Source organism: Vibrio sp. 1557 (assembly GCF_033340175.1).
Taxonomy (GTDB): Bacteria; Pseudomonadota; Gammaproteobacteria; order Enterobacterales; family Vibrionaceae; genus Vibrio; species Vibrio alginolyticus.
This window is the reverse complement of record NZ_JAWOVZ010000004.1, coordinates 182,399-209,183: the sequence shown is the minus strand read 5'-3', so window position 1 is coordinate 209,183 and position 26,785 is coordinate 182,399. Positions and strand designations below refer to the sequence as shown.

At 44.3% G+C, this 26,785-nt stretch carries 28 protein-coding genes, 1 riboswitch and 1 other annotated feature; of the genes, 10 read left to right on the top strand and 18 right to left on the bottom strand.

Annotated elements, in window-relative coordinates:
- Nucleotides 1-12: 12 nt before the first annotated feature.
- Both R7070_RS08130 and R7070_RS08125 read left to right on the top strand, forming a co-directional pair.
- Nucleotides 13-840 carry an NAD-dependent epimerase/dehydratase family protein gene (locus R7070_RS08130; RefSeq protein ID WP_025766873.1) on the top strand — a complete coding sequence of 276 codons (828 nt, stop codon included), beginning with the start codon at nt 13-15 and terminating at the stop codon, nt 838-840.
- Nucleotides 837-1,475 (top strand): YdcF family protein, encoded by a 639-nt coding sequence (locus R7070_RS08125; RefSeq protein WP_025766874.1) that lies wholly within the window; start codon nt 837-839, stop codon nt 1,473-1,475. Before R7070_RS08130 ends, R7070_RS08125 begins: the two co-directional genes overlap by 4 nt.
- Nucleotides 1,476-1,535: 60 nt before the next feature.
- Here R7070_RS08125 and R7070_RS08120 read toward each other — a convergent pair whose 3' ends face one another.
- Nucleotides 1,536-2,114, bottom strand: a complete 579-nt coding sequence (locus R7070_RS08120; protein WP_005378154.1) for a thymidine kinase — start codon at nt 2,112-2,114, stop codon at nt 1,536-1,538.
- Between the two features lie 87 nt (nt 2,115-2,201).
- A complete protein-coding gene (gene cysS / locus R7070_RS08115; protein WP_005378155.1) occupies nt 2,202-3,584 on the bottom strand; it encodes a cysteine--tRNA ligase in 1,383 nt (460 codons plus the stop codon).
- A gap of 202 nt (nt 3,585-3,786) precedes the next feature.
- Here cysS and R7070_RS08110 point away from each other — a divergent pair, with 202 nt between their 5' ends.
- The 4 genes from R7070_RS08110 (at nt 3,787) to R7070_RS08095 (ending at nt 6,995) form a co-directional block, all read left to right on the top strand.
- Nucleotides 3,787-4,281 (top strand): peptidylprolyl isomerase, encoded by a 495-nt coding sequence (locus tag R7070_RS08110; RefSeq protein WP_005378156.1) that lies wholly within the window; start codon nt 3,787-3,789, stop codon nt 4,279-4,281.
- Between the two features lie 60 nt (nt 4,282-4,341).
- Complete coding sequence (gene lpxH / locus R7070_RS08105; RefSeq protein ID WP_005378157.1) at nt 4,342-5,079, top strand: UDP-2,3-diacylglucosamine diphosphatase; 738 nt, start codon at nt 4,342-4,344, stop codon at nt 5,077-5,079.
- Between the two features lie 98 nt (nt 5,080-5,177).
- Entirely contained in the window at nt 5,178-6,392 is a 1,215-nt protein-coding gene (locus tag R7070_RS08100; protein WP_005378158.1) for an EAL and HDOD domain-containing protein, read from the top strand.
- Between the two features lie 87 nt (nt 6,393-6,479).
- On the top strand, nt 6,480-6,995 hold the full coding sequence (locus R7070_RS08095) for a YchJ family protein (protein ID WP_256900325.1): 516 nt from the start codon (nt 6,480-6,482) through the stop codon (nt 6,993-6,995).
- A gap of 275 nt (nt 6,996-7,270) precedes the next feature.
- Here the strand turns inward: R7070_RS08095 and hisIE are convergent, their stop codons facing one another.
- From hisIE to tet(35), 9 genes are all read right to left on the bottom strand, one after another.
- On the bottom strand, nt 7,271-7,906 hold the full coding sequence (hisIE, locus tag R7070_RS08090) for a bifunctional phosphoribosyl-AMP cyclohydrolase/phosphoribosyl-ATP diphosphatase HisIE (RefSeq protein ID WP_256900324.1): 636 nt from the start codon (nt 7,904-7,906) through the stop codon (nt 7,271-7,273).
- On the bottom strand, nt 7,903-8,676 hold the full coding sequence (gene hisF / locus R7070_RS08085) for an imidazole glycerol phosphate synthase subunit HisF (protein WP_004749837.1): 774 nt from the start codon (nt 8,674-8,676) through the stop codon (nt 7,903-7,905). Before hisF ends, hisIE begins: the two co-directional genes overlap by 4 nt.
- Nucleotides 8,658-9,395 (bottom strand): 1-(5-phosphoribosyl)-5-[(5-phosphoribosylamino)methylideneamino]imidazole-4-carboxamide isomerase, encoded by a 738-nt coding sequence (hisA, locus tag R7070_RS08080; protein ID WP_054866520.1) that lies wholly within the window; start codon nt 9,393-9,395, stop codon nt 8,658-8,660. Before hisA ends, hisF begins: the two co-directional genes overlap by 19 nt.
- Nucleotides 9,396-9,407: 12 nt before the next feature.
- Nucleotides 9,408-10,022 carry an imidazole glycerol phosphate synthase subunit HisH gene (gene hisH / locus R7070_RS08075; protein WP_054866519.1) on the bottom strand — a complete coding sequence of 205 codons (615 nt, stop codon included), beginning with the start codon at nt 10,020-10,022 and terminating at the stop codon, nt 9,408-9,410.
- A 26-nt stretch (nt 10,023-10,048) separates the two neighbouring features.
- Nucleotides 10,049-11,122, bottom strand: coding sequence for a bifunctional histidinol-phosphatase/imidazoleglycerol-phosphate dehydratase HisB (gene hisB, locus R7070_RS08070; protein WP_256900323.1), 1,074 nt, complete (start codon nt 11,120-11,122; stop codon nt 10,049-10,051).
- A 69-nt stretch (nt 11,123-11,191) separates the two neighbouring features.
- Nucleotides 11,192-12,232 carry a histidinol-phosphate transaminase gene (gene hisC, locus R7070_RS08065; RefSeq protein WP_017634689.1) on the bottom strand — a complete coding sequence of 347 codons (1,041 nt, stop codon included), beginning with the start codon at nt 12,230-12,232 and terminating at the stop codon, nt 11,192-11,194.
- Nucleotides 12,233-12,244: 12 nt separating this feature from the next.
- On the bottom strand, nt 12,245-13,537 hold the full coding sequence (gene hisD / locus R7070_RS08060; protein WP_256900322.1) for a histidinol dehydrogenase: 1,293 nt from the start codon (nt 13,535-13,537) through the stop codon (nt 12,245-12,247).
- Nucleotides 13,538-13,542: 5 nt separating this feature from the next.
- The gene (gene hisG, locus R7070_RS08055; protein ID WP_005378180.1) at nt 13,543-14,439 is read right to left on the bottom strand and encodes an ATP phosphoribosyltransferase; all 897 of its coding nucleotides are present in this window, start codon (nt 14,437-14,439) and stop codon (nt 13,543-13,545) included.
- 53 nt (nt 14,440-14,492) lie between these two features.
- Nucleotides 14,493-14,630: a sequence feature (His leader region), on the bottom strand.
- A gap of 180 nt (nt 14,631-14,810) precedes the next feature.
- Nucleotides 14,811-16,412: a tetracycline efflux Na+/H+ antiporter family transporter Tet(35) gene (gene tet(35) / locus R7070_RS08050; RefSeq protein WP_205460892.1), complete on the bottom strand. Its 1,602-nt coding sequence runs from the start codon at nt 16,410-16,412 to the stop codon at nt 14,811-14,813.
- Between the two features lie 109 nt (nt 16,413-16,521).
- Nucleotides 16,522-16,704, bottom strand: a riboswitch (Lysine riboswitch).
- Nucleotides 16,705-17,286: 582 nt separating this feature from the next.
- On the opposite strand from tet(35), the gene R7070_RS08045 reads away from it, so the two are divergent.
- Entirely contained in the window at nt 17,287-17,694 is a 408-nt protein-coding gene (locus R7070_RS08045; RefSeq protein WP_005378185.1) for an H-NS family nucleoid-associated regulatory protein, read from the top strand.
- 127 nt (nt 17,695-17,821) lie between these two features.
- Here the strand turns inward: R7070_RS08045 and R7070_RS08040 are convergent, their stop codons facing one another.
- Together R7070_RS08040 and R7070_RS08035 are read right to left on the bottom strand one after the other, a co-directional pair.
- Nucleotides 17,822-19,126: an inosine/guanosine kinase gene (locus R7070_RS08040; protein ID WP_005378187.1), complete on the bottom strand. Its 1,305-nt coding sequence runs from the start codon at nt 19,124-19,126 to the stop codon at nt 17,822-17,824.
- Between the two features lie 117 nt (nt 19,127-19,243).
- Entirely contained in the window at nt 19,244-19,513 is a 270-nt protein-coding gene (locus tag R7070_RS08035) for a hypothetical protein (RefSeq protein WP_005378190.1), read from the bottom strand.
- A 188-nt stretch (nt 19,514-19,701) separates the two neighbouring features.
- Here R7070_RS08035 and mnmA point away from each other — a divergent pair, with 188 nt between their 5' ends.
- The 3 genes from mnmA (at nt 19,702) to purB (ending at nt 22,978) form a co-directional block, all read left to right on the top strand.
- Nucleotides 19,702-20,826 carry a tRNA 2-thiouridine(34) synthase MnmA gene (gene mnmA, locus R7070_RS08030; RefSeq protein WP_005378192.1) on the top strand — a complete coding sequence of 375 codons (1,125 nt, stop codon included), beginning with the start codon at nt 19,702-19,704 and terminating at the stop codon, nt 20,824-20,826.
- 10 nt (nt 20,827-20,836) lie between these two features.
- Entirely contained in the window at nt 20,837-21,454 is a 618-nt protein-coding gene (gene hflD, locus R7070_RS08025; RefSeq protein ID WP_005378194.1) for a high frequency lysogenization protein HflD, read from the top strand.
- A 153-nt stretch (nt 21,455-21,607) separates the two neighbouring features.
- A complete protein-coding gene (gene purB, locus R7070_RS08020; protein WP_186584338.1) occupies nt 21,608-22,978 on the top strand; it encodes an adenylosuccinate lyase in 1,371 nt (456 codons plus the stop codon).
- A gap of 133 nt (nt 22,979-23,111) precedes the next feature.
- Here the strand turns inward: purB and R7070_RS08015 are convergent, their stop codons facing one another.
- The 5 genes from R7070_RS08015 to R7070_RS07995 are packed head-to-tail and all read right to left on the bottom strand — an operon-like array spanning nt 23,112 to nt 26,785.
- Nucleotides 23,112-23,645 carry a DUF3833 domain-containing protein gene (locus tag R7070_RS08015; RefSeq protein ID WP_005378200.1) on the bottom strand — a complete coding sequence of 178 codons (534 nt, stop codon included), beginning with the start codon at nt 23,643-23,645 and terminating at the stop codon, nt 23,112-23,114.
- A complete protein-coding gene (locus R7070_RS08010; RefSeq protein ID WP_158159616.1) occupies nt 23,645-24,238 on the bottom strand; it encodes a chalcone isomerase family protein in 594 nt (197 codons plus the stop codon). Before R7070_RS08010 ends, R7070_RS08015 begins: the two co-directional genes overlap by 1 nt.
- Nucleotides 24,198-24,710 carry a DUF2878 domain-containing protein gene (locus tag R7070_RS08005; protein ID WP_054576397.1) on the bottom strand — a complete coding sequence of 171 codons (513 nt, stop codon included), beginning with the start codon at nt 24,708-24,710 and terminating at the stop codon, nt 24,198-24,200. Before R7070_RS08005 ends, R7070_RS08010 begins: the two co-directional genes overlap by 41 nt.
- A gap of 6 nt (nt 24,711-24,716) precedes the next feature.
- Nucleotides 24,717-25,973 carry an SAM-dependent methyltransferase gene (locus R7070_RS08000; protein WP_158159615.1) on the bottom strand — a complete coding sequence of 419 codons (1,257 nt, stop codon included), beginning with the start codon at nt 25,971-25,973 and terminating at the stop codon, nt 24,717-24,719.
- The gene (locus R7070_RS07995; RefSeq protein WP_025766884.1) at nt 25,967-26,785 is read right to left on the bottom strand and encodes a DUF1365 domain-containing protein; all 819 of its coding nucleotides are present in this window, start codon (nt 26,783-26,785) and stop codon (nt 25,967-25,969) included. Before R7070_RS07995 ends, R7070_RS08000 begins: the two co-directional genes overlap by 7 nt.

Sequence of the window (26,785 nt, the reverse complement as noted above, 5' to 3'; positions counted from 1 at the left end):
AGGAAGACCCAAATGGCAAATACATTGATCGTAGGTGCAGGCTGGCTCGGAACTCCGCTAGCAGAAACATTGATGAAAGATGGACACTATGTTGTCGTCACTCGTCGTAGCCAAACTCGATTAAAAGAGTTACCCACCTCATTAACTCACTCCGCATTGTTCGATTTCAATCAATTGAACGCCACAGCACGGCTAGATGAGCTGCTCAAACAGCATCAAATTACGCACGTTATCGGTGCTTTTCCTCCAGGATTTCGTAAAGGACGCGGTCAAGAATATGCACAGCAATGGCAAATACTTGCCAACGCAGCTAAGCAAAACAACGTTGAAAAACTTCTCATGATCAGCTCTACCACGGTTTACCCTAACCTTGCTTCCGATATGGAAGAAGCTGACGCGTCACTCTCTTTAGCAGCCGAAAGCCCTTATTTCTCTGACAATGCACGTATTATGCTTCAAGCAGAGCAGCATGTTATCGACTCGAATATTAACTTTGTTATTCTACGTTGTAGCGGATTAATCGGGCCAGATAGACACCCATCTCGCTTTGCAGCAAGGCTTCAACAAGTTAGTCGTAAAGCACCAGCTAATATGCTTCATCAAGATGATGCTGTCTCGGCTGCGAAATTTGCCTTAGGCAATTTAAGCAACCAAGTCATTAACGTTACTACACCTCATACTGTCAGCAAGGCTGAGTTCTACCAAGCTGCCATAAACAAAATCGGAAGTGAGATACCTCTTCCACCCGTCACAGAGCAAGCTGACAAGCGTATTCTTGCTGACAAACTACTCTCACTTGGTTATCGATTTCACTTCAATTCAACTTTGGATGCGCTATGAGACTCTATAGACATATAGAAACGCTTTGGGATTACATGCAACTCAAACATGAACTGAAACCTGCGGACTGTTTGTTTGTGATGTGCAGTAATGATGTGCGTGTAGCGGAGCACGCTGCCAAGCTCTACCACCAAAAGTTGGCACCTTTGATTGTATTTTCAGGGGGTGAAGGTCGCTTCACAGATGGACTGTTTGAAAAAAGCGAAGCAGAAACCTTTGCCGAGATTGCAAAGATGTCGGGCGTTCCAAGTGAAGCAATTTTGCTCGAAACTGAATCCACAAACAGTGGAGAAAATGTTCGCTTTACTGAGCAACGATTAAAAGAGGAAGGAAAACAGTGTTCCTCGTTTATTCTGGTACAAAAACCGTTTATGGAGCGTAGAGCAATCGCGACATTTGAAAAACAGTGGCAGTCACCCTACACTCAGCTCCAAGTAAGCTCTGCGGCTCTTCCATTTTTTGAATACATTAATGAAGACATGCCATTAATGATGGTGCTAGAAGCACTAATGGAAGATTTCTCTCGCGTAAAAAGCTATCCAGAGAAAGGATTTCAAACCGAGCAGAACATCCCTCAGCAAGTCGAATCTTCTTACCAGGTTTTACTCGAGCGGTTTGGTTTTGACTTAGTCTAACTTTTTCTAACCGACAACAAAAAGCCACCAAGTTCGGTGGCTTTTCTGTATCAATACGGCTTATTTACCGAGCGCTTCTTTGTAATGTTGGCGGCATACGGAGACATACTTATCGTTACCGCCGATCGCAACTTGATCGCCTTCTTTAATTGCCACGCCGTGTTCATCGGTACGAATAACCATATTCGCTTTGCGGCCGCAATGGCAGATTGTTTTGAGCTCAACCAGCTTGTCTGCCCAAGATAATAGATACTTACTGCCTTCAAAAAGTTCGCCTAGAAAATCGGTGCGAAGGCCGTAACACAATACTGGAATATGCAACTTATCAACGACTTCAGTAAGTTGATAAACTTGTTCTTTCGACAAGAACTGACACTCATCAACAAGAATACAGTGACGTTTTTCAACCTCATTCAGAGCTGCGATCTCCTGATACAAATTGGTATCCTGACGAAATAAATGTGCGTCAGATTGAAGACCAATACGAGAGCTCACTTTACCGACACCAAAACGATCATCTAGCGCAGCCGTAAAAATAACTGGCGTCATGCCGCGTTCTTGATAGTTGAAAGAGGATTGAAGAAGCGTTGTTGATTTACCCGCATTCATTGCTGAGTAATAGAAATACATCTGAGCCACAGAGCATTACCTAAAGTTAAAGTTTTAATTTATGGAAATGGAAAATAAAAGGGCTGAATTATCAGCCCTTTAAAAATGAAAATTCAATTACTTACGACGCCACGTTGTGCCTTCTGGACCATCTTCCAGAACAATGCCCATTTCGGTCAGCTTGTCACGAGCCATATCTGCATTCGCCCAATCTTTCGCAGCACGAGAGTCGTTACGCAGCTTGATCAGAGCTTCGATTTCAGCCACTTCATCATCGTTACCCGCATCACCTTTTAGGAAGGCTTCAGGATCTTGGTGAAGAATACCGATCACGTCAGCTAGTTCACGCATTAGCGCACCTAGCTCGCTCGCTTTCTCTAGGTTTTCTGTCTTCAGGCGGTTAACTTCGCGCGCCATGTCGAACAGAACTGAGTACGCTTCTGGTGTATTGAAGTCATCGTTCATCGCTGCTGTAAAGCGAGATACGTACTCTTCACCACCAGCAGGAGCAGCATTTAGATCCAAACCACGTAGAGATGTGTACAGGCGCTCAAGCGAAGCACGTGCTTGGTTTAGGTTATCTTCGCTGTAGTTTAACTGGCTACGGTAGTGACCAGACATTAGGAAGTAACGCACTGTTTCAGCATCGTAGTGACCAAGAACGTCACGGATAGTAAAGAAGTTACCTAGAGATTTAGACATCTTCTCACGGTCTACCATTACCATGCCGCTGTGCATCCATGTGTTCACGTATTGTGTATCGTGTGCACAGCATGATTGTGCGATTTCATTTTCATGGTGTGGGAACTGAAGGTCAGAACCACCGCCGTGAATGTCGAAGTGGTTACCTAGGATTGAAGAGTTCATTGCTGAACACTCAATGTGCCAACCTGGACGACCAGGCCCCCATGGTGACTCCCACGTTGGTTCACCCGGCTTAGACATCTTCCAAAGTACAAAGTCTAGAGGGCTGCGTTTTGCTGTTTCGATATCAACGCGCGCGCCAGCTTGAAGCTGATCAAGGTCTTGCTTAGAAAGCTTGCCGTATTCGTTGAACTTACCCACTTCAAACATTACGTCACCGTTATCTGCAACGTATGCAAAACCGCGCTCGATTAGCTTCTCAACCAATTCGATGATTTCAGCAATAAACTGTGTCGCACGAGGTTCAACGTCCGGACGTTTCATGTTCAGCGCATCAAAATCAGCGTGCATTTCACCAATCAAACGCTCAGTCAATGAATCGCAAGACTCACCATTTTCTGCGGCACGTTTGATGATCTTATCGTCGATATCTGTGATGTTACGTACAAACGTCAGATCATAGCCCAAATAGCGAAGGTAACGTGATACAACGTCAAAAGAGACGAAAGTACGACCGTGACCAATGTGACAGAGATCGTAGATGGTAACTCCACAGACATACATACCGACTTTGCCAGCTGTAATTGGTTTGAATTCCTCTTTCTGTCTTGTGAGTGTGTTATATATCTTTAACATGATCTCTATCTATGATTGTGAATGAATAAAAGAAGATGAGTATATCAACTCCAACCTAGTTAGGTAATAGCAATTAACCGATAAAACGATAATCGGCTAAACTTCAAGCACAAAACGAAGAATTTCCTCTTCCTGAGTTTTTAAAGCACTAGAACTTAGGCTAGAATCTCGGGCTCAACACAACACAGTAAAGGAAAGTAGCATGATCACCCTTCACACTAATTTTGGTGACATCAAGATTCAACTAAACGAAGAGAAAGCGCCAGAGACAAGCGCAAACTTCCTTCAGTACTGCCGCGACGGTTTCTACGACAACACGCTTTTCCACCGTGTTATTGACGGCTTCATGATCCAAGGTGGTGGTATGGAGTCTGGTCTACGTGAAAAAGCGACTCGTGCACCTATCAAGAACGAAGCAAACAACGGCCTAAGCAACAAAGTGGGTACACTTGCTATGGCACGTACTATGGAGCCGCATTCAGCAAGCTCTCAGTTCTTCATCAACGTAAACAACAACACATTCCTAGACTTCCGTAGCGAAAGCCTAGACGGTTGGGGTTACTGTGTGTTCGGTGAAGTAATCGAAGGCATGGACATCGTAAATAAGATCAAAGGCGTTAGCACTGGTTCTTACGGCATGCACCAAGACGTACCTCTAGAAGACGTAGTAATCACTGGTACAACAATTGAAGAGTAATTCTTAGGAATTATTTTTAAAAGATAAGTTAATGGGGAGGCATAGCTTCCCCTTATTTCTATGACGACATTATTTATTTCCGATCTTCACCTTACCCCATCACGTCCTGATATCACGGAATGTTTTGTGACGTTCATGCGAACAGAAGCAACAAAAGCTGATGCACTTTATGTACTCGGCGATCTGTTTGAGTTCTGGATTGGTGACGATGACAACACCCCTTTTGCAGACCAAATCCGTGCAGAATTTAAAGCACTGACGGATGCGGGTGTGCCAACTTTTTTCATCCAAGGCAATCGAGATTTTTTACTCGGCAAACGCTTTTGCAAAGAAACCGGTATGACATTACTCGACGATGTCTGCACGATTGATCTTTATGGTCAAAAAGCCGTAATCCTACATGGCGATACGCTCTGCATTGACGATGTGAAATACCAAGAGTTTAGAAAAACTGTTCACAAGCCATGGCTACAATGGTTGTTTAACCGTATTCCTTGGTTCATTAAGAAGAAAATTGTCTCAAAAGTTCAATCCGATATTCGTGATGATAAAATGAGCAAGTCATTAGATATCATGGACGTTAACCAAAATGAGGTCGAGAAAGTGATGTCTCAGAACTGCGTCAACATAATGATTCATGGTCACACACATCGCCCGAACACACATTTTTTTGACGTCGATGGCATTAAAAAGACCCGAATTGTTTTAGGGGATTGGTATACGCAAGGCTCAGTTTTAAAAGTAAATTCTGATAGTTTTGACCTGCAAACGAGACCGTTCATACAGAATTTGCGTTAAGCATGTAGAGCGTGTAGAAGATTCACGCTCAAGTCGTAGATATTTTGTAAAAAATCGCTATTATCATAATACTAAGTTAAACAGAACGAAGTACCTAATTGAAGTATTCTTACGTAGCTCGCCAACCGATTCTGGATAGAGAAAAACGAACCATAGGTTACGAACTCCTCTTTCGAGACGGCCCTAAAAATACCTTCCCTGAAGTAGAACCAGAGCTGGCTACTAGTCGACTGCTATCCGATCATTTTTTGTCGACGCATTACAACACATTAGGAAACAAACTTGGCTTTGTTAACTTTCCGCATCAAAGCTTGGTGAACTTGGTCCCAACTTTGTTTCCTAAAGAATCTCTCGTCATTGAAGTCCTTGAAGACTGCGAACCGACAGAAGAACTGTTAGAAGCCATCAAGCACCTTCATGAGTGCGGGTACAAAATTGCTCTGGATGATTTTGTTCCGACGAAAGCTTGGAAGCGTTTTCTTCCATACGTTTCCATGATCAAGTTTGATATTAGACTTGTGCCGATCAAGAAAGCTGCCATTTTTATTCAGGCGTTGAGCCCATTTAAAATCGACTTTCTTGCGGAAAAGGTAGAGACCTATGAAGAGTTTGAGCAAGCTCTAGAAGCCGGTTTTAACTATTTTCAAGGGTATTTTTTTAGCAAACCTGAGATGATCCAGAAAAAACGGTTGAACCCCGCGTTTCTTACCGTCATCCAACTTTGTAAAGAGATTGCAGATAAGCCCATCGACTTCAATGAGGTTGAACGTCTGTTTTCGATTGATGTGACGCTGTCATACAAGCTGCTTACTTACGTAAATTCAGGCTATACATTAACGACTAAGATCAAATCGTTCAGACAGGCGCTTATTTATCTGGGTGAAGAGCGACTACGACGCTTTATTTCCTTAGTTGCAATTGCCTCCGTTCAAGAAGATAAACCTGACTCTCTTTACTCTTTAGCGATTCAGCGTGCACGAATGTGTGAACTGCTACTTAGTCAAATGAACACTAGGTATGACCCTGGGCAGGCTTTTTTGACAGGCATGTTTTCTTTGCTCGGATCTTTGCTCGATCAACCGCTCTCGGATGTCATTGAAGATATCCCCGTTGACGAAGATATAAAACTCGCATTAACCAGTCGAAAAGGCGTACTTGGTCACTTACTTTCGATGACGATCGCCTACGAACAAGCGGACTGGGAGTTAGCCGAGCGATATTGCACCGTTCTTAAATTAACCGAACCTCAATTAGCAGACGCTTTTAATCAATCGACGGAATGGGCTCAAGAACTGCTGTCTCAAACGCCCTAAACGGCTATAATGCCCCAAAGAATACCTGCGACCTCACTTATGTGGGGTTGTTTGTTTTTACCGCTTAATTAATCGAGATTTCATTTTATGGCTTCTTCTTGTCCTTGCGGCTCTAACCGCACCTACCAACAGTGTTGTGAAATTGCCCACAATAACCACGCTGACGTCACCACTCCGGAGCAGCTAATGCGCTCTCGTTACAGCGCGCATGTGTTAGGTCTAGTGGATTACGTGGTGAACACATACCACCCAAGCTGTAATGCAGAAGAGCAACGTGAAGGCATTGCCCAATCTATCGACAGCGATTGGTGCAAGCTTGAGGTAGTGAAAGCTGAAGCGGGTTGTAACGAGAATGAAGGTTTTGTTGAATTCAACGCTTACTTTGACGAAGACGGCAAACGCTACTGCATGACAGAGCGTTCTCGCTTTGTAAAAGAAAATGGGCTTTGGTACTACATTGACGGCACGTTTCCAGAAGAAGAGCTAGAAGAAGAACCAGAACAAGATCCTCGCCTAAACCAACTAGTGAGTAGCCTAAAAGTAGGTCGTAACGACCCGTGTATCTGTGGAAGCGGTAAGAAATTTAAGAAGTGTTGTGGGTAAGATCATCCACTCCTAGCTTATTGAGCTCGATTTAATTGGATTCTTGACTTCGCCTAGGTTCGTTGGAGTGACGTGAATATATGTACCTATTTGAAGTAAATAACTCTACTGCAAGTACCATTAGAAAATATACCGTCATTCTGAACAGCGAGGGACGAGCGTGATTCAGAATCTAATCGCCACCAGCACTGTTGCTGGTTTTTGCCCCGAATCAAGAACACTAAAGTAAAAAGCCCCTAGGCTCGAGAGCATAGGGGCTTTCACTTATCGCAAGCTTACTTATGACGCTCTTTCAGTTTATTCACTACGTCATTCATCGATAAGCCTTGGTCTTGAAGCAATACCATTAAGTGATAAATCAAATCTGCAGATTCACACACTAACTCCGCCTTATCGCCCGACGTCGCCGCAAGCGCGACTTCAACGCCTTCTTCGCCCACTTTTTGCGAAATACGCTTGGTGCCACGGGCATAAAGACTGGCAGTATAAGAGGAATCTGGGTCGGCACTCTTGCGGGCAGCCAATAGCTGCTCAAGTTGATGAAGCCACACCATTTGTGACTCCTCTTGAGGGTCCACATCCCAGCAAGTTGTGTTACCCAAGTGACACGTAGGACCAATGGGATTCACTTTCACCAGTAGCGTATCGTTGTCGCAATCGAGCTGCATGTTCACTAGTTGCAATACGTTGCCAGAAGTCTCACCTTTCGTCCAAAGACGTTGCTTGGTACGAGAGAAAAACGTCACTTGACCCGTTTCGCCCGTTTTTGCCAACGCATCTTGGTTCATGTAACCCATCATCAGCACTTGGCTTGATTGGAAATCTTGTACGATGGCAGGTATCAGACCATCCACCTTTTCCCAGTTGATTCGCTCAACTAGCGAACTTACTTCGGCGGCTTTCACACTCATAGTCGTACCTCAATGCCTTGTTGTTTCAAATACTGCTTTAGTTCACCAATATTGATGACTTGTTTGTGGAATACCGATGCGGCAAGCGCGCCATCCACATTTGCTTTTTGGTATGCTTCCGCAAAGTGCTCCATAGCACCCGCGCCACCCGATGCAATCAGCGGTACATTACATACTTCGCGCACCATATTCAGTTGTTCGATGTCGTAGCCGTTACGTACGCCGTCTTGGTTCATCATGTTCAGTACGATTTCACCAGCGCCGCGTTTTTGTACTTCTTGCACCCAATCACGCGTTTCCCATTGGGTCGCTTTGGTGCGTTCTTCATCGCCAGTAAACTGGTAAACCTGATACTTGCCGGTCTCTTTGTCGTAGTATGAATCGATACCAACGACGATACATTGCACACCAAACTTATCAGCAAGGTCAGTAATCAGTTGCGGGTTAGCCAATGCAGGTGAGTTAATAGACACTTTGTCTGCACCAAACTCAAGAATGCGCGCTGCATCTTCCGCTGATTTAATACCACCAGCGACACAGAAGGGAATATCAATCACTTCAGCAACGCGAGCGACCCAACTTTTGTCAACGACACGCCCATCACTTGAAGCAGTAATGTCGTAGAACACAAGCTCGTCTGCGCCCTCTTCCGCATAACGCTGTGCCAGAGGAACGATGTCGCCAATGATCTCGTGATTACGGAACTGAACGCCCTTTACCACTTGTCCATCACGAACATCAAGACATGGAATTATTCGCTTTGCCAACATGCAAACGCCTCCTCTGCTGTGAACTTACCATCTAACAATGCACGACCAACAATCACACCAGCCACACCGCTGCCTTTTAGCGCTTCGATATCTGCTAGTGAGCCAATGCCACCTGAAGATTGAAACTGCACTTGTGGGTACTGTTTGCATAGGTCGACGTAAAGCTCAACGTTTGAGCCTTCTAGCGTACCGTCACGAGAAATGTCGGTACAAAGCACGTGTTGTAGACCTACCGTTAGGTAATCGTTGATCAGAGCTTCGATAGTCACGCCTGAGTCTTCTTGCCAACCAGAAATCGCTACTTTACGTGTGCCGTCTTGATCGATGTTGATGTCTAGCGCGAGAACGATTTTCTCTGCACCGTATTTTTCCATCCAACCTTTCACAAGCTCTGGCTGTTTTACTGCTGTAGAACCGACTACTACACGCTGTGCCCCGGCTTCTAACAGATCAATCAAGTCTTGCTCTGTGCGCACTCCGCCACCGATTTGGATGCTCGCTGGCGTGCTTGCTAGTAGCTTTGCAATTAAATCAAGTTGGCGTGCTGTCGTGTCTTTCGCGCCAGTTAAATCCACTAAGTGCAGCCAGCTAGCACCCGCTTGGTGGTACAAGTTGAACTGCTCTGCTGGATCGACTTTATACTCAGTTACTTGGCCGTAATCACCTTGATAAAGGCGAACCACCTGTCCTTCAATTAAATCAAGAGCTGGAATAATCACACTAAATCCCTTTTATAATTCTAAGAAGTTTTGAATAAGCTTCGCGCCCGCTTTTGAAGAACGCTCAGGGTGGAATTGCACGCCGTAATAGTTACCGCTTTGTACTGCTGCTGTGAACGGGTTGCCGTATTCACATTCCGCAATCGTGTAATCCCCAACTGGCATTGCAAAGCTGTGTACAAAGTAGAAGTACTCACCTTCTTCAATGCCTTTGAACAATGGGTTACCTGCTTTTGCAGACACTGTGTTCCACCCCATATGCGGCAGCGGTAAATCGCCGATTTGTAGCAACTTCACTTCGCCATCACAAAGTCCAAGACACTCAACCAACTCGTCGGCTTTCTGCCCTTTCTCTTGAGACACTTTGCCCAATAGTTGCATGCCTAAACAGATACCTAGCAAAGGCTTTTCTACCTGTTTTACCAAGCTGATAAGATCGCGCTCTTCTAGGTTCTTCATCGCTTCACTGGCAGTCCCCACTCCCGGTAGAAATAGCTTGTCAGCTGCCAATACAACTTGTGGATCTTTTGAAATAGTTACGTCATAACCTAGGCGTTCGATGGCAAACTTCACCGAAGAAACGTTGGCACAGCCAGTATCGATAATGACAACTTTCTGTTCTGTCACTGTTTTTCTCCTTGCTAAGATTCGCCTTAAAGCACGCCTTTACTACTTGGTAGCTCAGTGCCTTCTACTTTGATTGCTTGACGTAAAGTACGACCAAACGCTTTAAACAAGCTTTCAATGATGTGGTGATCATTGTTGCCCGCTGAAGACAGGTGCAGCGTACACGCTAGGGTGTCAGTCAGAGAACGGAAGAAGTGAACCACCATCTCTGTTGAAAGATCACCCACTTGCTCACGACTGAATTGCGCGTCGAACTTAAGGTAAGGACGACCTGATAGGTCTAGTGCGCATTGTGCCAAACACTCATCCATTGGCAGGCTAAAGCCAAAGCGACCAATACCACGCTTGTCACCCAGTGCTTCTTTCAACGCTTGACCCAACGCAAGAGCGGTATCTTCTACCGTGTGGTGATCATCAATGTGCAGGTCACCTTCCACTTTGCACACCATCTGGAACCCGCCGTGCGTCGCGATTTGATCCAGCATGTGGTCAAAAAAGCCAAGACCTGTGGAAATATCGTTACCGCCTTGCTCGTCAAGATTAACGAATACTTTGATGTCCGTTTCTTTTGTGGTGCGAACCACTTCAGCTACGCGCGCCTTCACCGTCAGATCTTTTAGGATCTGTTTCCAACCCATGGTTTCTGGGTTGTATTGAATGCCACGAATTGCCATGTTTTCTGCAAGTTGAAGATCGGTTTGACGATCGCCAATCACAACAGAGTTTTGGAAATCTACTTTGCCACCTTGAAGATACTCTTTTACCAAGCCTAATTTAGGCTTACGGCATGAACAGTTATCTTCATCAAAGTGAGGACAAATCAGCACGTCATCAAATTTCACACCTTGAGATTCAAAGATCTCCATCATCATGTTGTGTGGTGCATCAAAATCTTCTTGTGGGTAACTGTCGGTACCCAAACCATCTTGGTTCGTGACCATCACTAGACGGTATCCTGCATCCTGCAACGACAACAGGCTTGGGATAACAAATGGCTCCAGTTTTAGTTTATCTAAACGGTCTACTTGAAAATTAATCGGCGGCTCAACAATTAAGGTGCCATCACGGTCGATAAAGAGGATTTTTTTTTGTTTGCTCACTCGAACTTCCTTATTGCTATTCTTTTGGCGCTCCCGCTATTGAGCGAGAGCGATAAATTCTGTCTCTATTTATGCGTAGTAGTTTCTGATAAATCCAAGCGTTTTTTCGCACTCGTCACGGTTACCCACACTGATACGCACACAGTTTTCAATTGGCGAGTTACGCAAAATAATGCCCGTATCCCAAGCCGCTTTGAAAAGGTCATCGCCATCTGGGAATTTCACCAATAGGTAGTTCCCCCACCCTTCAAACACTTCTAAACCAGGAATCATTGAAAGGCCAACTTGCAAGTAAGCACGGTTTGCATTCAGATCAAGAACTTGGAACTTCGCTCGCGCTAAACCAGCTTCCGAAAGCGCCTGAGTCGCAATTTCTGCCACTGGAACCGGGACTGGGTAAGGTGCGATAACTTTAAGAAGTACATTAATCAGCTCTTCGTTCGCAAGCGTAAATCCACAACGCAGACCAGCAAGTGCGAAAGCTTTCGACAGAGTACGCAAAATCGCAAGGTTCGGGTATTGCGCCAGTAGGTCTACCGTTGACGCTTCTGGACAAAAATCGATGTACGCTTCATCCATCACCACGATTGCACGGTCTTTGGTCATCTCAAGTAGAGACACAATGTCCTCACGCTTAACCAAGTTACCTGTTGGGTTGTTTGGCGAACATACAAAAACCAGTTTCACGTTATCCAGATTGGCTTCGATGCCTGCAAGGTCTAGTTGCCAATCTGACGTTAGCGGCACGGTTTTGCGCTCTACACCGATGGTTTCTGCACTGATGGCGTACATACCGTAAGTCGGTGGGCAGTAAAGAATCGCATCTTCACCCGGCTCACAGAAAGCACGAATCAATAGTTCAATACCTTCATCCGCTCCGCGAGATGTTAGTGTTTGCTCTGGTTTCACACCCGCATAGGCTGCGTAAGCAGAAATCAGTTCTTTAGGCTGACATTCGCTGTAACGATTAAGACGAGCGAAGTCTGTTTTGTATTCATTATTGAATGGCGATTCGTTGGCGTTTAGCCATACGTCACCGGTACCACCAATTCGACGAGCCGACATATAAGGGGTAAGTTGTTGGACTTGTTTGCGCGCTAGCTTTTCCATCTCAATATCCTCTTACTTAGCTGCCAGTTTTTCTACGCGAATGGTCACTGCACGTTTGTGCGCATCCAGACCTTCTGCTTCCGCCATGGTTACCACCGTTGGTGCAAGGTTCTTTAGACCATCAGCAGACAGTTCTTGAACCGTCATACGTTTCGAAAAGTCCGCTAAGCCTAAGCTTGAATACGTGCGTGTGTAACCGTAAGTAGGAAGAACGTGGTTGGTGCCCGATGCGTAATCACCTGCTGATTCAGGCGACCAATCACCAAGAAAGATAGAACCTGCGTTATCTAATAGAGGTAGAAGCTCGCGTGGGTTCTTAGTCTGAACAATTAAGTGCTCAGGACCGTAGTAATTCGAAATGGAAACCGATTGAGTAAGAGACTCGGCAATGATGATCAAGCTTGAAGCCAATGCTTGCTCGGCGATGTCCGCACGAGATAGCTCCTTAAGCTGACGTTGAACCGCATCTGTCACTTGATCCGCAATAACAGGAGAAGGAGTCACAAGTACCACTTGAGAATCAGGACCGTGCTCTGCTTGGCTCAAAAGATCCGCAGCGATAAAGTCTGCATCTGCGGTTTCATCGGCAATCACAAGCACTTCAGACGGCCCTGCAGGCATATCAATCGCAGCACCGCGGAAATCATTGCTAACCTGTCGTTTTGCTTCGGTCACGTAAGCGTTGCCCGGACCAAAGATCTTATCTACTTTCGATACAGTCTCGGTGCCATAAGCCATTGCAGCAACTGCTTGGCCACCACCGACGTTGTACACTTCATCAATGCCACACAGCTTCGCGACATAAAGGATCTCATCAGCGATTGGCGGTGGAGAACAAAGAACGACTTTACGACAACCTGCAATTTTTGCAGGAACGCCGAGCATCAAAACAGTCGATGGCAAAGGCGCACTGCCACCAGGAATGTACAAACCCACTTTTTGAATTGGACGTGTTACTTGTTCACAAAGAACACCTGGCTGCGTTTCCACCTTGAGCGGTTGCGGCTTTTGCGCTTTGTGGAACTTAGAAATATTGGCGTAAGCTTGCTCTAGTGCGCTCTTCATTGACTCTGACAAACGCTCTGACGCTGCCTTAATTTCCTGAGAAGAAACACGAATGGATTCAGGCTTAACACGGTCAAACTTTTCTGTCAGCTCAATAAGAGCAGAGTCACCTTCTTCTCGAACTTTAGCAATAACTTCGGCCACAGCAGTGGTGATATTGGCACCTTCTGCAATAGCAGGGCGCTCCAAAATATAGTCTTGCTGATTCTCACTTAATGATTGCCAAACGACTGTTCTCATGATGCTTACTCCATCATTTTTTCAATTGGTAGAACGAGAATTGAACTTGCGCCCAACTCTTTCAGCTGTTCCATTGTTTCCCAGAATAGGTTTTCAGAACTCACTAAGTGAACAGCCATTTTCTGCTTATCTGCAGAAAGAGGAAGAACAGTTGGGTCTTCAGCACCTGGCAGTAGTGCTTTAATTTGATCTAACTTCTCTGCTGGGGCGTGAAGCATAATGTACTTAGATTCTTTCGCTTGCTGCACGCCTTGCATGCGAGTTAACAGCTTTTCGATTAGCGCCACTTTGTCTGCGTCGAACTCACCTGTGCGTTGAATCAATGTCGCTTTTGATTTAAAGATAATTTCAGCTTCTTTAAGGCCGTTCGCTTCCAGTGTTGCACCTGTAGAAACCAAATCAGCGATAGCATCAGCGAGACCCGCGCGAGGGGCAACTTCTACAGAGCCTGTCAGCATACATGTAGAGAATGGAACGCCGGCTTCATCCATGTACGCTTTTAGAAGTTGAGGATACGTTGTAGCAATACGCTTGCCAGCTAAGTCTTGTGGACCGTTGTACTCTTCGTCCTTGTCGATTGCGATAGATAAACGACAGCCACCAAAATCAAGTCGACGAAGCTGAACAAACTCGCAGGGTTCACCTAATGCTTTGCGGTCAAGGCGAACTTCTTCTAGTTCATTTTCGCCAATAAAGCCAAGGTCAACCACGCCATCCATAATTAAACCTGGGATGTCGTCGTCACGAACCAAGAGTAAATCAATTGGCATATTTTCAGAATGGACAACTAAACGCTCGCCCATTACGTTGAACTTTACGCCGCACTGTTTTAGTAGAGCTTGACTCTCTTTGCTAAGACGACCTTTTTTCTGAATTGCGATTCTTAAACGTTGTGTTTGCATTGCTTTGTCCCTATGCAAGATTTTGATATCTAAGTATTTTTCAAACTAATAAAACTAAAAAACCCTCGGGAGATTGAAGTCTCCCGAGGGTTTAAAATCTGCTTTTACTTTGATTTTACCTCCGGGAGTTTCCTGCCTCCCGGGTATGCGTACATCGCCCGAAAGACTAGATTGGGTGATGATGGTGATGAATGTTCATTACAAAATTACGCATACTTATTTCAAGGCTCTTCTCATTTGCTTTGTTACCAACCACACTAACCAAGCTGATTACTTTTTTCAACCCTTAATTTTAAAAAAATTCGAATTGTATAATACAAATAAAAAAGGAGGCCGAAGCCTCCTATAAATTTACTTTTTAAATCAGTGAATTACGCACTCTGGCAAGACGCTATTTTAGACTTTGAAAGCCATGACAAAATAGCGCAAACGATAACGAATGTTATCGACGCTGCAATGAACGAGAACGCTATTGAAGCACTCATACCAAGGGCAATAAAGCCGACGCATGAAACAAGCGCGACTGATAATGCATAAGGTAGCTGTGTTGATACGTGATCAATGTGGTTACAACGTGCACCCGTCGATGACAAGATAGTCGTATCTGAGATTGGTGAACAATGGTCACCGAATACCGCACCAGCTAAAACCGCACTCAGCATCGGTAGCATTAGCGCTACGTCTGTTGCGCCAGCCATGTCTCCAGCGATTGGAAGCATGATGCCGAACGTACCCCATGAAGTACCTGTTGAGAACGCCATCAGGCCAGACAACAAGAATAGGATAACTGGGAGCCAATGAGGGTTGATATTGCCCTGCGCCATTGTCGAAAGGTAAGTACCAGTCTTCATATCACCGATAACAGAACCAATGGTCCAGGCAAATACTAAGATTAGAATCGCACCAAACATAGACTTAGCACCAATCCAAAGTGTACGTGCGATCTCAGCCATTGGTAGACCTTGCTTCACAACAGTAAACAGTGCAACTGCTAAGCCAAGCAAGCTACCGTAGATTAGTGATGTACCTACATCTGTATTTTCAAAAGCACCAAGAAGCGCAAACTCCTTACCATCAGCAGCCAATGCTTGGCCACCCGTGTAAAGCATTGAAGCGATAGTCGCGATAATCAGCGTCACGATAGGAAGTATCAAATCTGACACTTTACCCTTTTCACTTTCACGGATATCTAGCTCTTCGTTTAGGTCATGCGCTTCTTGCGAGTCATTTTCTTTGTCTTTATCAAAGCCACGACCTTGCGATGCAGAGATCTCATGCTCACGCATTTTACCAATATCAAGACCAAACCACGCAACAGCGAACACCATTAGCAGCGCAAAAACGGCGTAGAAGTTCATTGGAATAAGACGAACATATGCGCCAAGAGCAGAATACTCTGTGACCCCATGTGAGACTAAGATCCCGCCAATAATAGTAATAATGTAAGCACCCCAGCTAGAAGCAGGCATAATTACACACATTGGAGCAGCGGTTGAGTCTAGAATGTACGCAAGCTTAGCGCGAGACACATAAAAGCGATCGGTTACTGGGCGAGAGATCGCACCAACAGCAAGGCTATTAAAGTAATCATCGACAAAAATGAATACGCCTAAAAAGGCGGCAAGAAGTTTGGAGCCGCGTTTACTCTTCACTCGAGATTGTGCCCATTCAGCAAAAGCACGAGTACCGCCAGATAGCGTTAATAAAGCTGTTGTCATACCTAATAAGATTAGGAAGCCAACAATGCTCATGTTCCAAGTGTTAATTCCGCCATCTTCAATAAAGACAGAAGAAACTTGAGAACTGACGTAACCTGCGGTGTCGCTGATAGACCAGCTATTAAGTAGCACCGCACCTAGCACGATACCTACACCCAAGGAAACTAATACACGTCGAGTCAAAATCGCCAAAGTCAAAGCGACAATAGGTGGCAATAATGAAACAGGAGAACTAGAAAAATCTATTAAATTCATGATCTTCAAAAACCAAAGTTTGGCTAGAGATCTACTGCAGACAAGTCACGTAGCATACGATACGTGCTCATGTTGAACTTAGCGACAGGGAAGCGAACACTCCACCCAACCCTACAGTAGCGCTCCATAGTTTAATGTGAATATATACTATGGCAGTGTTGTTCCTTTCAGATACAACCCCAGCAAGTAACTTTGATGAGTTACTTACTTCGGCAATCTTCGCCTTCCACTATTATTCATTGGCATCACCCCAATAATAGCTACTCTTCGAGACCGCGCCTCTACGGCAACAACAAACAATTAACCACTAACTGTACAAATTAACAACAAATTGTCTGCAATATTGCATCAGGTGGCAGCCATTGTACTTATGATGAGAGTCAATGCAACACATCAAACTAAATTAAACAAATAAATAATGGCTGAGATAATTTATAAACCTTGCCTAATTCCATAAGTTTTGTGCAACTGAAATCACATCAATCATGTTATTTATGAAACATTATTACTACCTTAGAAATATCATGGTTTATCTTATATCAATAAATTAAGGATATATGACACACCAATAAAGATGGATGCTTCATATTTTTAAGTAATAACTCAAATTTTTTTATAAAAAACCAAGCTGTCACTCTCTCTATACAATAATGATTGTTGATTTTAGTTCTCATCTAATAGTGATTTATTTCGAGTGTAATAATATTAATTGCTTTAAAAAATAGTCAAATTTAAACAAAATCTTGATTTAGCATTTGCACATAAGGAAAAGATAAAGTTAAATATAAGGACTCTTTGTTTATTTATAGATTGGCATTATTTAATCGTAACGATAAAAAGTGCCCAACACATTAACCTTTTAATAGGAATCGTTATGTCAGAGCTGACTAAAACCCTTCTAAATATCCGTAGCCTTCGTGCATTTTCTCGTGAGCTGACTCTAGAACAATTGGAAGAAGCTCTAGATAAACTCACTACTGTCGTAGATGAGCGTCGTGAAGCAGAAGAAGCAGAACGCGCAGCACAAGCAGAGCAAGAAGCTAAGCTTGCAGAGATTGCTGAGAAAATCGCTCAAGACGGTATTGATGTAGAAGCACTTATTACTGCGCTATCTGGCGAAACTAAGACGAAAGGCAAAGCGAAGCGCGCACCTCGCCCTGCTAAATACAAATACACAGATTCAAACGGTAATGAGAAAACTTGGACTGGCCAAGGTCGTACACCTTCGGCGATTCAAGAGCAACTTGATGCAGGTAAATCTCTGGATGAGTTCCTAATCTAGATCCGTGCTATTTTTAAAAGGCTCCCATAGGGAGCCTTTTTTATTTAAACCATTACAAATAAAAAAGGCACATTTCTTAATGCGCCTTTTACTTTAGTTACAGAATAGTTAATTAAACCGCTTCGTATTAACGTTCCCAGTATGCTTCTTCTAGGCTATCTTCTCGCTCAGGAAGTCCGCGCGACAATCGTGGTGAATGTTGCACGAGAACTTCGTAGCTCGCACGGTTTGCGTATTTGCAGACTTGAGAAAAAGAAGAGTAAGTTAAATACTCGTTACTGTGCTTGCTTGAATTAGGCACATTTTCTTTATGGTATTTATTTGCTGCCATATCATGAAGAACAGCAGATAACGCGGCATCACCTGCGCCATTTGTATTCTTAATTTTTTCTGGACCACCCATATATGGCGAGATATGCGAGTACACTTTTATTGGCGTCTCGCATGAGTCTTTTTTCGCCGGACGACTAAATTCATAACGATTAAATTCAGCAATTGACCCTGGAAGTAATGGCAAAGAAGTTTCGCGCTTCGCGCTATCTTCCGTATACCCAGCCATAAATAGACCTACAGGACCCGCCGTGCACAATACTAGATCAGCCCACTCCAATGTTTTATCAGACGCAGCAAGTGGATCAGATTCCCCCGTCAGTGCTTCTGCTTCATCTTCATTCATCGCAACGACTGAAACGTTATCTCTAATGAATTCTTGCCAATATTTAGGGTCATCTTGAATAACAAACTTTGTGCCTAAAGTCAGAACAACAGGCACATCATTCTTTTTCGCGTACTCAATCGCTTTCATTGTTGCTTCCGGCATTGGGTCGCCGTCTTTGCAACGTACTAGATATGACGTCAGTACAAGTGCTGATGCATTTTTAAAGATTTTCTCTGGAATGCTATCAGGATGGAGTTGGTTCATTTGCCCTTCGCTGATAGCAAAAGTACGTTCACCGTCTTCTGTGATAAGAGCAAAACAACGGCCAATTGCACCATCTACACCTTGTAGGTAGTTCAAGTCCATGCGGCTTGATGTATTACAAAGATAACGGTAACCGTAGCTGCCAATCTTAATATCCTGGCTCATCACTCCAAGTAGTGTGGAGCGATCATCCGCTAGCACGGAGTAGTTATGTAGCGTGTTACCAATTGTACCGCCCGCATACTCATTGGTAATCAAGTTCTCTTCTTTCAGTTGCTGGTATAACTCTTCTGCTCTTTCGTCATCGATAACCAGAGAGTGACCTTTACTCAGACCGTACTTTTCAATCACATCCGTTGTAACTTTTGCTTCAATATCAACCAAGGTTTGGTCAATACCAATGATGTGAGTGCGCGTCATCTTCTTGCTTTCTTGTGCTTGGCTCACCAGCGGGTCACGAGCATGAACAGGAAAATAGTGCTTCGATTTGCGTTGTCCAGGAAATTTCATATTGTCAGTCTGAGTAAGGGGATGAAAAGGAGAGCGGATTCTATACCGCTAATAATAAAGCAGCAATAAAAGCGATTATAGCAAACGTTTGCTGACTACTTTTTTCTTTTAGGTGGCTTATTCACCTTCCATAAAGCTGAGATCTGGTAGTTGCTCAAGGTGCTCGCTATAACGCTTTAGGTTGAACTCACCTTCATTCTTCATCACATCAAAAATCTCAATTGACATCGCACATGCCATCATCGCAACCGCATCTTCACGTGGTGTGCCAGTCATCATTAAACGCATAAGGGTTTCTTTTACTTTAAGCGGGTTGCCATCTTCGAGCTGATTTTCAACAATTTCAATCAACTCACTTTCTTGCATAAATTGGTTTTCTTCTGTCATTTGGTGTTTCCTCTTGGATTTTGGCCAACTATGCCATATATACCTCTTCTATACTTGCGAAATTACTCGTTCGAATCTTTGTTGAAGAAAAATCCAGCGAAACGAATTGTGATTTCGATCTCGGATCTGTCACCGGTCTGTGGATTCTGATAGAATCTGCATCCCGTTTATTTAAGTGGTGTTTAGTAATGTCTGATAACAGCCAAAAGAAAGTCATCGTCGGTATGTCCGGCGGCGTTGATTCATCTGTTTCCGCGTATCTTCTAAAGCAGCAAGGCTACCAAGTAGAAGGCCTTTTCATGAAGAACTGGGAAGAAGATGACAACGAAGAATATTGTACAGCGGCAGAAGATCTTGCTGACGCTCAGGCAGTATGTGACAAGCTAGGCATCCACCTACACACTATCAACTTTGCTGCCGAATACTGGGATAACGTATTTGAGTACTTCCTTGCTGAATACAAAGCTGGCCGTACTCCGAACCCTGACATTCTTTGTAACAAAGAAATCAAGTTCAAAGCATTCCTAGAATTCGCTGATGAAGTACTTGATGCTGATTACATTGCAATGGGCCACTATGTGCGTCGCTCTTTCCCAGAAAACGGTGAAAAACCACAGATGCTACGTGGTCTAGATGGCAACAAAGATCAAAGCTACTTCCTGTACACATTAAGCAACGAGCAAATTGCGCGTAGCCTATTCCCTGTTGGTGACCTAGAGAAACCAGAAGTACGCCGCATTGCGGAAGAACAAGACCTAATTACTGCTAAGAAGAAAGATTCAACTGGTATTTGTTTCATCGGTGAACGCAAGTTTACGGAATTCCTAGGTCGCTACCTTCCAGCTCAGCCTGGTAATATCGAGACTCCAGAAGGCGAAGTGATTGGTCAACACCAAGGCCTGATGTACCACACACTTGGTCAGCGTAAAGGTCTACACATCGGTGGCCGTAAAGGCGGCGGTGGTAACGAGGACCCATGGTTCGTTGGTGAGAAAGATCTAGAACGTAACGTTTTGATTGCCGTTCAAGGTAAAGACCATCCAATGTTGAAATCAGAAGGTCTACTTGCATCACAACTTCACTGGGTAGATCGTGAGCCAATTCGCGATGTTATGAAGTGCACAGTGAAAACTCGTTACCGTCAGGAAGATATTCCTTGTACAATCATCCCTATCGATGATGAAAACATTAAAGTTATCTTTGACGAGCCACAAATTGCTGTAACTCCAGGTCAATCAGCAGTGTTCTACAAAGGTGACGTGTGCCTAGGTGGCGGCATCATCGAGCAACGCATTAAATATTCTCAAGCTTAGGAGTCGTTACGTGGCGAATACACTTTATGACCGTACTATCGCTTTCGCTGGGATTTGCCAAGCTGTTGCTTTAGTTCAACAGGTAGCGAGAAACGGACATTGTGATCAAGATGCTTTTGAAACATCAATCAACGCTATTTTGAGCACGAACCCTGCTAACACAGTTGGCGTATTCGGTCGCGAAGCCGATCTAAAGCTCGGCCTAGAATGCTTGGTTAAAGGGATTGATAGCACACCATCAGGCAGTGAAATTACTCGTTACATTATTAGTTTAATGGCGTTAGAACGTAAGTTAAGCTCTCGTAACGATGCTATGTCTCAGCTTGGCGATCGTATTCAAATGGCCAAGCGTCAGTCAGAGCACTTTGAGCTACTAGACGATCAAATGATCAGCAATTTAGCGAGCATCTATCTGGATGTCGTTAGCCCTATTGGCCCACGCATTCAAGTAACGGGCACGCCATCTGTACTGCAGCAGACGGCAAGCCAACACAAAGTTCGTGCGCTGTTGTTATCTGGCATTCGTAGTGCAGTTCTTTGGCGTCAAGTTGGTGGTAAGCGTCGCCACCTAATCTTCGGGCGCAAGAAGATGGTAGAGCAAGCACAAATCCTTCTTGCTCGTCTGTAGTAAAATATCAAATAAGCAGCTCGCGTTTATCGCGAGCTCATTTTTTTCGACTAAAACAAATCTCGCGCAAACGTTTGCGCAATATTCGTGACAATTGCCACAGTTATTGGTATAAAGCTCACGAAATTTAGAAACCCAATTCAGGAGAACATCATGGAACTGTCAGCATTGACTGCTGTTTCACCAGTAGACGGCCGTTACGGAAGCAAGACAATTGCGTTACGCGAAATTTTCAGTGAATACGGTCTACTAAAGTACCGTACTATCGTTGAAATCCGCTGGCTACAAAAGCTTGCTGCTACTGCTGAAATTGCAGAAGTGCCAGCGTTTAGCGCAGAAGCAAACCAATTCCTAGACGACCTTGCTGCAAACTTCTCTGAAGAAGATGCACGCCGTATCAAAGAGATCGAGCGTACAACTAACCACGACGTAAAAGCGGTTGAGTACTTCCTAAAAGAGAAAGTAGCAGACGTTCCTGAACTGCACGCAGTAAACGAGTTCTTCCACTTCGCATGTACTTCTGAAGACATCAACAACACATCACACGCTCTAATGCTTAAAGAAGCGCGTGAGAACGTGATTCTTCCAGAAATCCGTAACCTAATCGACGCTATCAAAGCACTAGCAGTGGAATACCGCGACATTCCTCTTCTATCTCGTACACACGGTCAGCCTGCTTCTCCATCTACTATGGGTAAAGAAATGGCTAACGTGGCGTACCGTATGGAGCGTCAATTCAAGCAAATCGAAAACGTTGAGATCCTAGCGAAAATCAACGGTGCAGTAGGTAACTACAACGCACACCTTTCTGCTTACCCAGAGCTAGATTGGCACAAGTTCTCTGAAGAGTTCATCACAGAGTCTCTAGACGTAACTTGGAACCCTTACACAACTCAAATCGAACCGCACGATTACATCGCTGAGCTGTTCGATGCTATCGCTCGTTTCAACACTATCCTGATTGACTTCGACCGTGACGTTTGGGGTTACATTGCACTAGGCCACTTCAAGCAAAAAACTATTGCGGGTGAGATCGGTTCTTCAACAATGCCTCACAAAGTTAACCCAATCGACTTTGAAAACTCAGAAGGTAACCTAGGTCTTGCGAACGCTGTATTCGGCCACCTAGCACAGAAACTGCCTATCTCTCGTTGGCAACGTGACCTAACTGACTCAACGGTTCTACGTAACCTTGGTGTTGGTGTTGGCTACGCTATCATCGCTTACACTTCTACGCTTAAAGGCATCAGCAAGCTAGAAGTAAACCGTGAAGCGCTTCTTGCTGAACTAGACAAGAACTGGGAAGTACTAGCAGAGCCAGTACAAACAGTTATGCGTCGTTACGGCATCGAGAAGCCATACGAGAAGCTGAAAGAGCTAACTCGTGGTAAGCGTGTAGACGGCGAAGCAATGCGTAACTTCATCGACGGTCTTGAGCTTCCTGAGCACGAGAAAGCACGTCTGAAAGAGATGACGCCAGCGAACTATATCGGTCAAGCAATCGAGCTGACAGATAAGCTGTAATCCTCCTGTAACGACCAGATACCTAAAAGGTTGACGCGAAAGCGTCAACCTTTTTTAGTTAGGAGAGTTAGGTCGGGAGAAAATAATTTTAGTTATATGGAATGGATTATTAATTGAAGATCAGCCCCATTTGTTATGGCTGCTTTTGGAAGAACAAGGTTATTGTTCCTACTTCCACACCAAACTTTTTTATTTTCGTTAGATTGAAAACGTGTCTGTCATCCTGACGATAAAGCCAATCATCAAAAGCAACCGTCACTGATGAATCCTCCATTTGTAGCTCAAAGTCATATTGCCACTGTAGCGCATTGCCCTGCTCTTCCCCTGTTGCTACACCTATAATATCGTCTGCCTTACCTTCATAACTACCGTCTTCTAATCTAGTGATAACCCAAATTCGCTGGTCCACCTCTCCGTCATCAAACACGAAGTCTTCCACCAGCGTCAGCGTATCACCTTCTACAGTACCCACTATATCGACTTCAAAGCGACGGGTTTGCTGTTCGGTATAATCTTGCACCATCCCCCACGCCTTTATGTCGCCTTCGAAATAACCGAATACGTCAAAAGTCGGTGTAGAAGAGCGGTAATTATCAATGTCTGCGGAACATGCCGAAAGAAAAACAGCTGCCACTAAAGTCGCTGATTTAAAAATTCGTTTAAGCACTATCTAACCTGCCCTATCAATTGTTTTCGGAGTTTCGGGAATTCTGTGTTGGGTGATAACCATATAGCTAAAAATGCATCGTTCATTCGTTCGTCTTCAATGATGCCAACGTTCTTTACTTGCACGTCCCCAACCTGCTTATAAAACAGCTGACCAGATTTTCCATCTGTTAGATAAGTAAGCTCGTCACCTTTTTGAATATCAAAAAACATACGATCGAGCTCGCTGATCCAAGTTTTTCGATATGAGTCAGTAAAACCCAGTTTCGCCCACTGCTCATCCGTCACATCAAGCAGCTGTTGCTTACTGATGTCTCTCTTGTAATTAATTTCCAATGCAAGGGGATGTGGCGATACGTCATCGCTTACGATGAACTTTCCATCAGGCGCTTTTAATCTTGAGTGATAAATATCGAAGATGAACCAAGTAAGTTGGGCTTCTCCAACAGTTTTCCACCCCTTCCAATTCGCAATGTTGCTGGCAGCTTCGCTATTTCCAACAGGTTGAGCTTGCAGAGCAAAAGAACCAGTTACTATTACCAACGCAAGCAACCTAGTCAGTCTCTGAGTTAAGTCTCTCTTCAAGCTTTTCATTTCCGTACACCTTGAGTATCAAGAGCATCATGACGCACCATTCGACAAACAACATTGCCAGTGTAGCGCCAGTGCTGAATCCAAATTCAACGGCTTGGAGTTTATGGCCAGCAAAGTAGCTCGCCGTTCCTCCGAGTCCGCCTACTATTGATACGTAGGTTTTTGGGAAACGGTACAAAATTGACTTGAGTTGATAGGCATACCAGGCGAACAGAACCCAAAGGCACAAAAGCCAAAGGGGTAACCATTGAGTGGCAAACATGAAAATTGAAAATTGCTGATTTAATGTATCAAGCACGAGACCAATCGTGGCGATCACACCAATACTTTTGAGCGAAGATGCGTCAGTTTTCAAACAATATAGTAGGGTTGCCAAAGTAAGGAATAACGTGACCCATTGCCATTGATAGGTTCCAAGCACCGCTGCAAACCAGCAGAGTTGGAACCATGTCGAAGCAAGAAATACCTTCATAACGAACTACGGGCGTTGAAACGTCATGTGAACTGCACTGATCGTGCGAGCCAAAAAGCCACCTTCACAGTAGCTCAAATAGTAGCGCCACATACGCACAAAGCGGTCGTCGTAGCCAAACGAGCGCACTTCACTCTCTGCTCGATTAAAACGAAGGTGCCATTCGTTCAGCGTCTTGGCGTAGTCCAAACCAATATCGAACAAGTCTCGCGTCACTAAGTCACTGTACTTTGTTGTTGCTTGGGTTAGTGAGGTTACCGACGGTAAAAAACCACCCGGGAAAATGTACTTTTGGATAAAGTCGACGTTGTTACTGTAGTAATCGTAACGCTGATCGGCAATCGTAATCGCTTGAATCGCCATCACGCCACCGGACTTTAATAAAGACTCACAGACCTTAATGTACGAAGGCAGGAATTGTTTGCCCACAGCTTCAATCATTTCAATAGAAACGAGCTTGTCATAAGTTCCGGTTAGGTTTCGGTAATCTTCTTTGAGTAGAGTGATTTTGTCTTCTAAGCCACGCTCTTTGATTTTTTGCTCCGCGTACGCGTGTTGCTCTTCAGATATCGTTGTTGTGGTGACCTGACAACCGTATTGTTCTGCCATGTAAATCGCCATAGCGCCCCACCCAGTGCCAATTTCAACAACATGATCAGTGGGCTTCAGCTCAAGTTGCTGACATAGACGATCCATTTTGTTGATTTGAGCCTGCTCTAGAGAGTCATCCGCATGATTGTAAAGCGCCGACGAGTACAGCATATTGGTGTCAAGGAACGCTTCGTATAGGTTGTTACCCAAGTCGTAATGCGCATGGATATTTTTACGTGAGTTCTCTTCAGAGTTTCTGTTTGACCAATGGCTGAACTTGTACAGTATTTTAGTCAACCAACTGCCTTGCTCTTCGAGTTTATCTAGAGCACGCATGTTAAGGGCCATCAGCTTCATTAATGAGGTTAAATCGGGGCTATCCCACCACCCATCCATATAAGCCTCACCAGCAGCAATACTGCCGCCCTGCAAGATCCGTGAATAAAAACCTGGATGTTTTACCTCTATAGTAGCGACAACAGGTTGACCACTGTACTCCCCATTTGGCGCACTAAAACGCTCGCTTCGCTCTGTCGTTTCCGTCTTAAAACTTTCAATAACTGTTAAGCAGCCGATTTCCATTTTTTGCAGACATTGAAAAATAACTCCGCGAGCCGCTTTTTGCGTTGTAGTCAATTTACGCGGCAATGTCATAGAACTAGTATTTAACATGCAGAATTCTCCTTGTGCTTTTTATTTTTTTTGTCTGTTTTTTCAGTATCGGCTTCTATTTCTTCATGCGTTGAATATTTAGGATGAGAATAAAAAGGTGCGCCTTTCACCCAAAGTTTTAATGCGTGCCAATAAATACCAACCATTACTTTTACCGTTTGTATTGGTGTAACGATCAAACACCTCAATAAGGTTTTGCTTGAAAGTGGCTTGGCTTTCATAACCATGGTGGCATCAAAGTGTTTCTCTCCTTTGTGACATTCAAGATGAATATTCAACTTGTCTGTCAAAGGTTTAATTCTCCAGCGGTAGAGTTGGTCAATCGGGTTGAATGGTGAAACATGGAATGCTTTAACTTGTTCCCAACCAAACTTTTCTTCTTCTTTATCTGCTGACACCACGTAGTAATGTCGTTCATTCCAAGGAGTGTTACTCACCTCTGCGAGGAGATACTTCCATTCTCCTTCCGCGTTATAAACGTAGTAGAAATTAACGGGACTGAAATAAAGTCCTAGATAACGCAAGTGACAGACTGCGATTACCTTGCCGGTACAGCGAACACCTGTCAGTTCTTCAATTTTGCTGTGCACTGCCGACTTGACGCTACCTTCACCAATGTAATCACTGCGCTTGAAGCGAGCCCAATGCCACCAACGCGAACCAAAACCCCATACTTTTTTCTCTAAAGCATCGATCTCGTCTACATCAATGGCGGGCATAAATAAAGAGTAGTTCAACTCATGATTCACCGGCGTGAATCGACGGTGACGAACGTTGCCTATAAACAATCGGCTGTTCATTTGGCTATCCAT

Bases quoted from the DNA above. Each gene is read 5' to 3' on its own strand.
- R7070_RS08130 (WP_025766873.1), top strand. From the start codon at position 13: ATGGCAAATACATTGATCGTAGGTGCAGGCTGGCTCGGAACTCCGCTA.
- R7070_RS08125 (WP_025766874.1), top strand. From the start codon at position 837: ATGAGACTCTATAGACATATAGAAACGCTTTGGGATTACATGCAACTC.
- cysS (WP_005378155.1), bottom strand. From the start codon at position 3,584: ATGTTAAAGATATATAACACACTCACAAGACAGAAAGAGGAATTCAAA.
- R7070_RS08110 (WP_005378156.1), top strand. From the start codon at position 3,787: ATGATCACCCTTCACACTAATTTTGGTGACATCAAGATTCAACTAAAC.
- lpxH (WP_005378157.1), top strand. From the start codon at position 4,342: ATGACGACATTATTTATTTCCGATCTTCACCTTACCCCATCACGTCCT.
- R7070_RS08095 (WP_256900325.1), top strand. From the start codon at position 6,480: ATGGCTTCTTCTTGTCCTTGCGGCTCTAACCGCACCTACCAACAGTGT.
- hisIE (WP_256900324.1), bottom strand. From the start codon at position 7,906: ATGAGTGTGAAAGCCGCCGAAGTAAGTTCGCTAGTTGAGCGAATCAAC.
- hisF (WP_004749837.1), bottom strand. From the start codon at position 8,676: ATGTTGGCAAAGCGAATAATTCCATGTCTTGATGTTCGTGATGGACAA.
- hisC (WP_017634689.1), bottom strand. From the start codon at position 12,232: ATGGAAAAGCTAGCGCGCAAACAAGTCCAACAACTTACCCCTTATATG.
- hisD (WP_256900322.1), bottom strand. From the start codon at position 13,537: ATGAGAACAGTCGTTTGGCAATCATTAAGTGAGAATCAGCAAGACTAT.
- hisG (WP_005378180.1), bottom strand. From the start codon at position 14,439: ATGCAAACACAACGTTTAAGAATCGCAATTCAGAAAAAAGGTCGTCTT.
- R7070_RS08045 (WP_005378185.1), top strand. From the start codon at position 17,287: ATGTCAGAGCTGACTAAAACCCTTCTAAATATCCGTAGCCTTCGTGCA.
- R7070_RS08040 (WP_005378187.1), bottom strand. From the start codon at position 19,126: ATGAAATTTCCTGGACAACGCAAATCGAAGCACTATTTTCCTGTTCAT.
- R7070_RS08035 (WP_005378190.1), bottom strand. From the start codon at position 19,513: ATGACAGAAGAAAACCAATTTATGCAAGAAAGTGAGTTGATTGAAATT.
- mnmA (WP_005378192.1), top strand. From the start codon at position 19,702: ATGTCTGATAACAGCCAAAAGAAAGTCATCGTCGGTATGTCCGGCGGC.
- purB (WP_186584338.1), top strand. From the start codon at position 21,608: ATGGAACTGTCAGCATTGACTGCTGTTTCACCAGTAGACGGCCGTTAC.
- R7070_RS08010 (WP_158159616.1), bottom strand. From the start codon at position 24,238: ATGAAAAGCTTGAAGAGAGACTTAACTCAGAGACTGACTAGGTTGCTT.
- R7070_RS08005 (WP_054576397.1), bottom strand. From the start codon at position 24,710: ATGAAGGTATTTCTTGCTTCGACATGGTTCCAACTCTGCTGGTTTGCA.
- R7070_RS08000 (WP_158159615.1), bottom strand. From the start codon at position 25,973: ATGTTAAATACTAGTTCTATGACATTGCCGCGTAAATTGACTACAACG.
- R7070_RS07995 (WP_025766884.1), bottom strand. From the start codon at position 26,785: ATGGATAGCCAAATGAACAGCCGATTGTTTATAGGCAACGTTCGTCAC.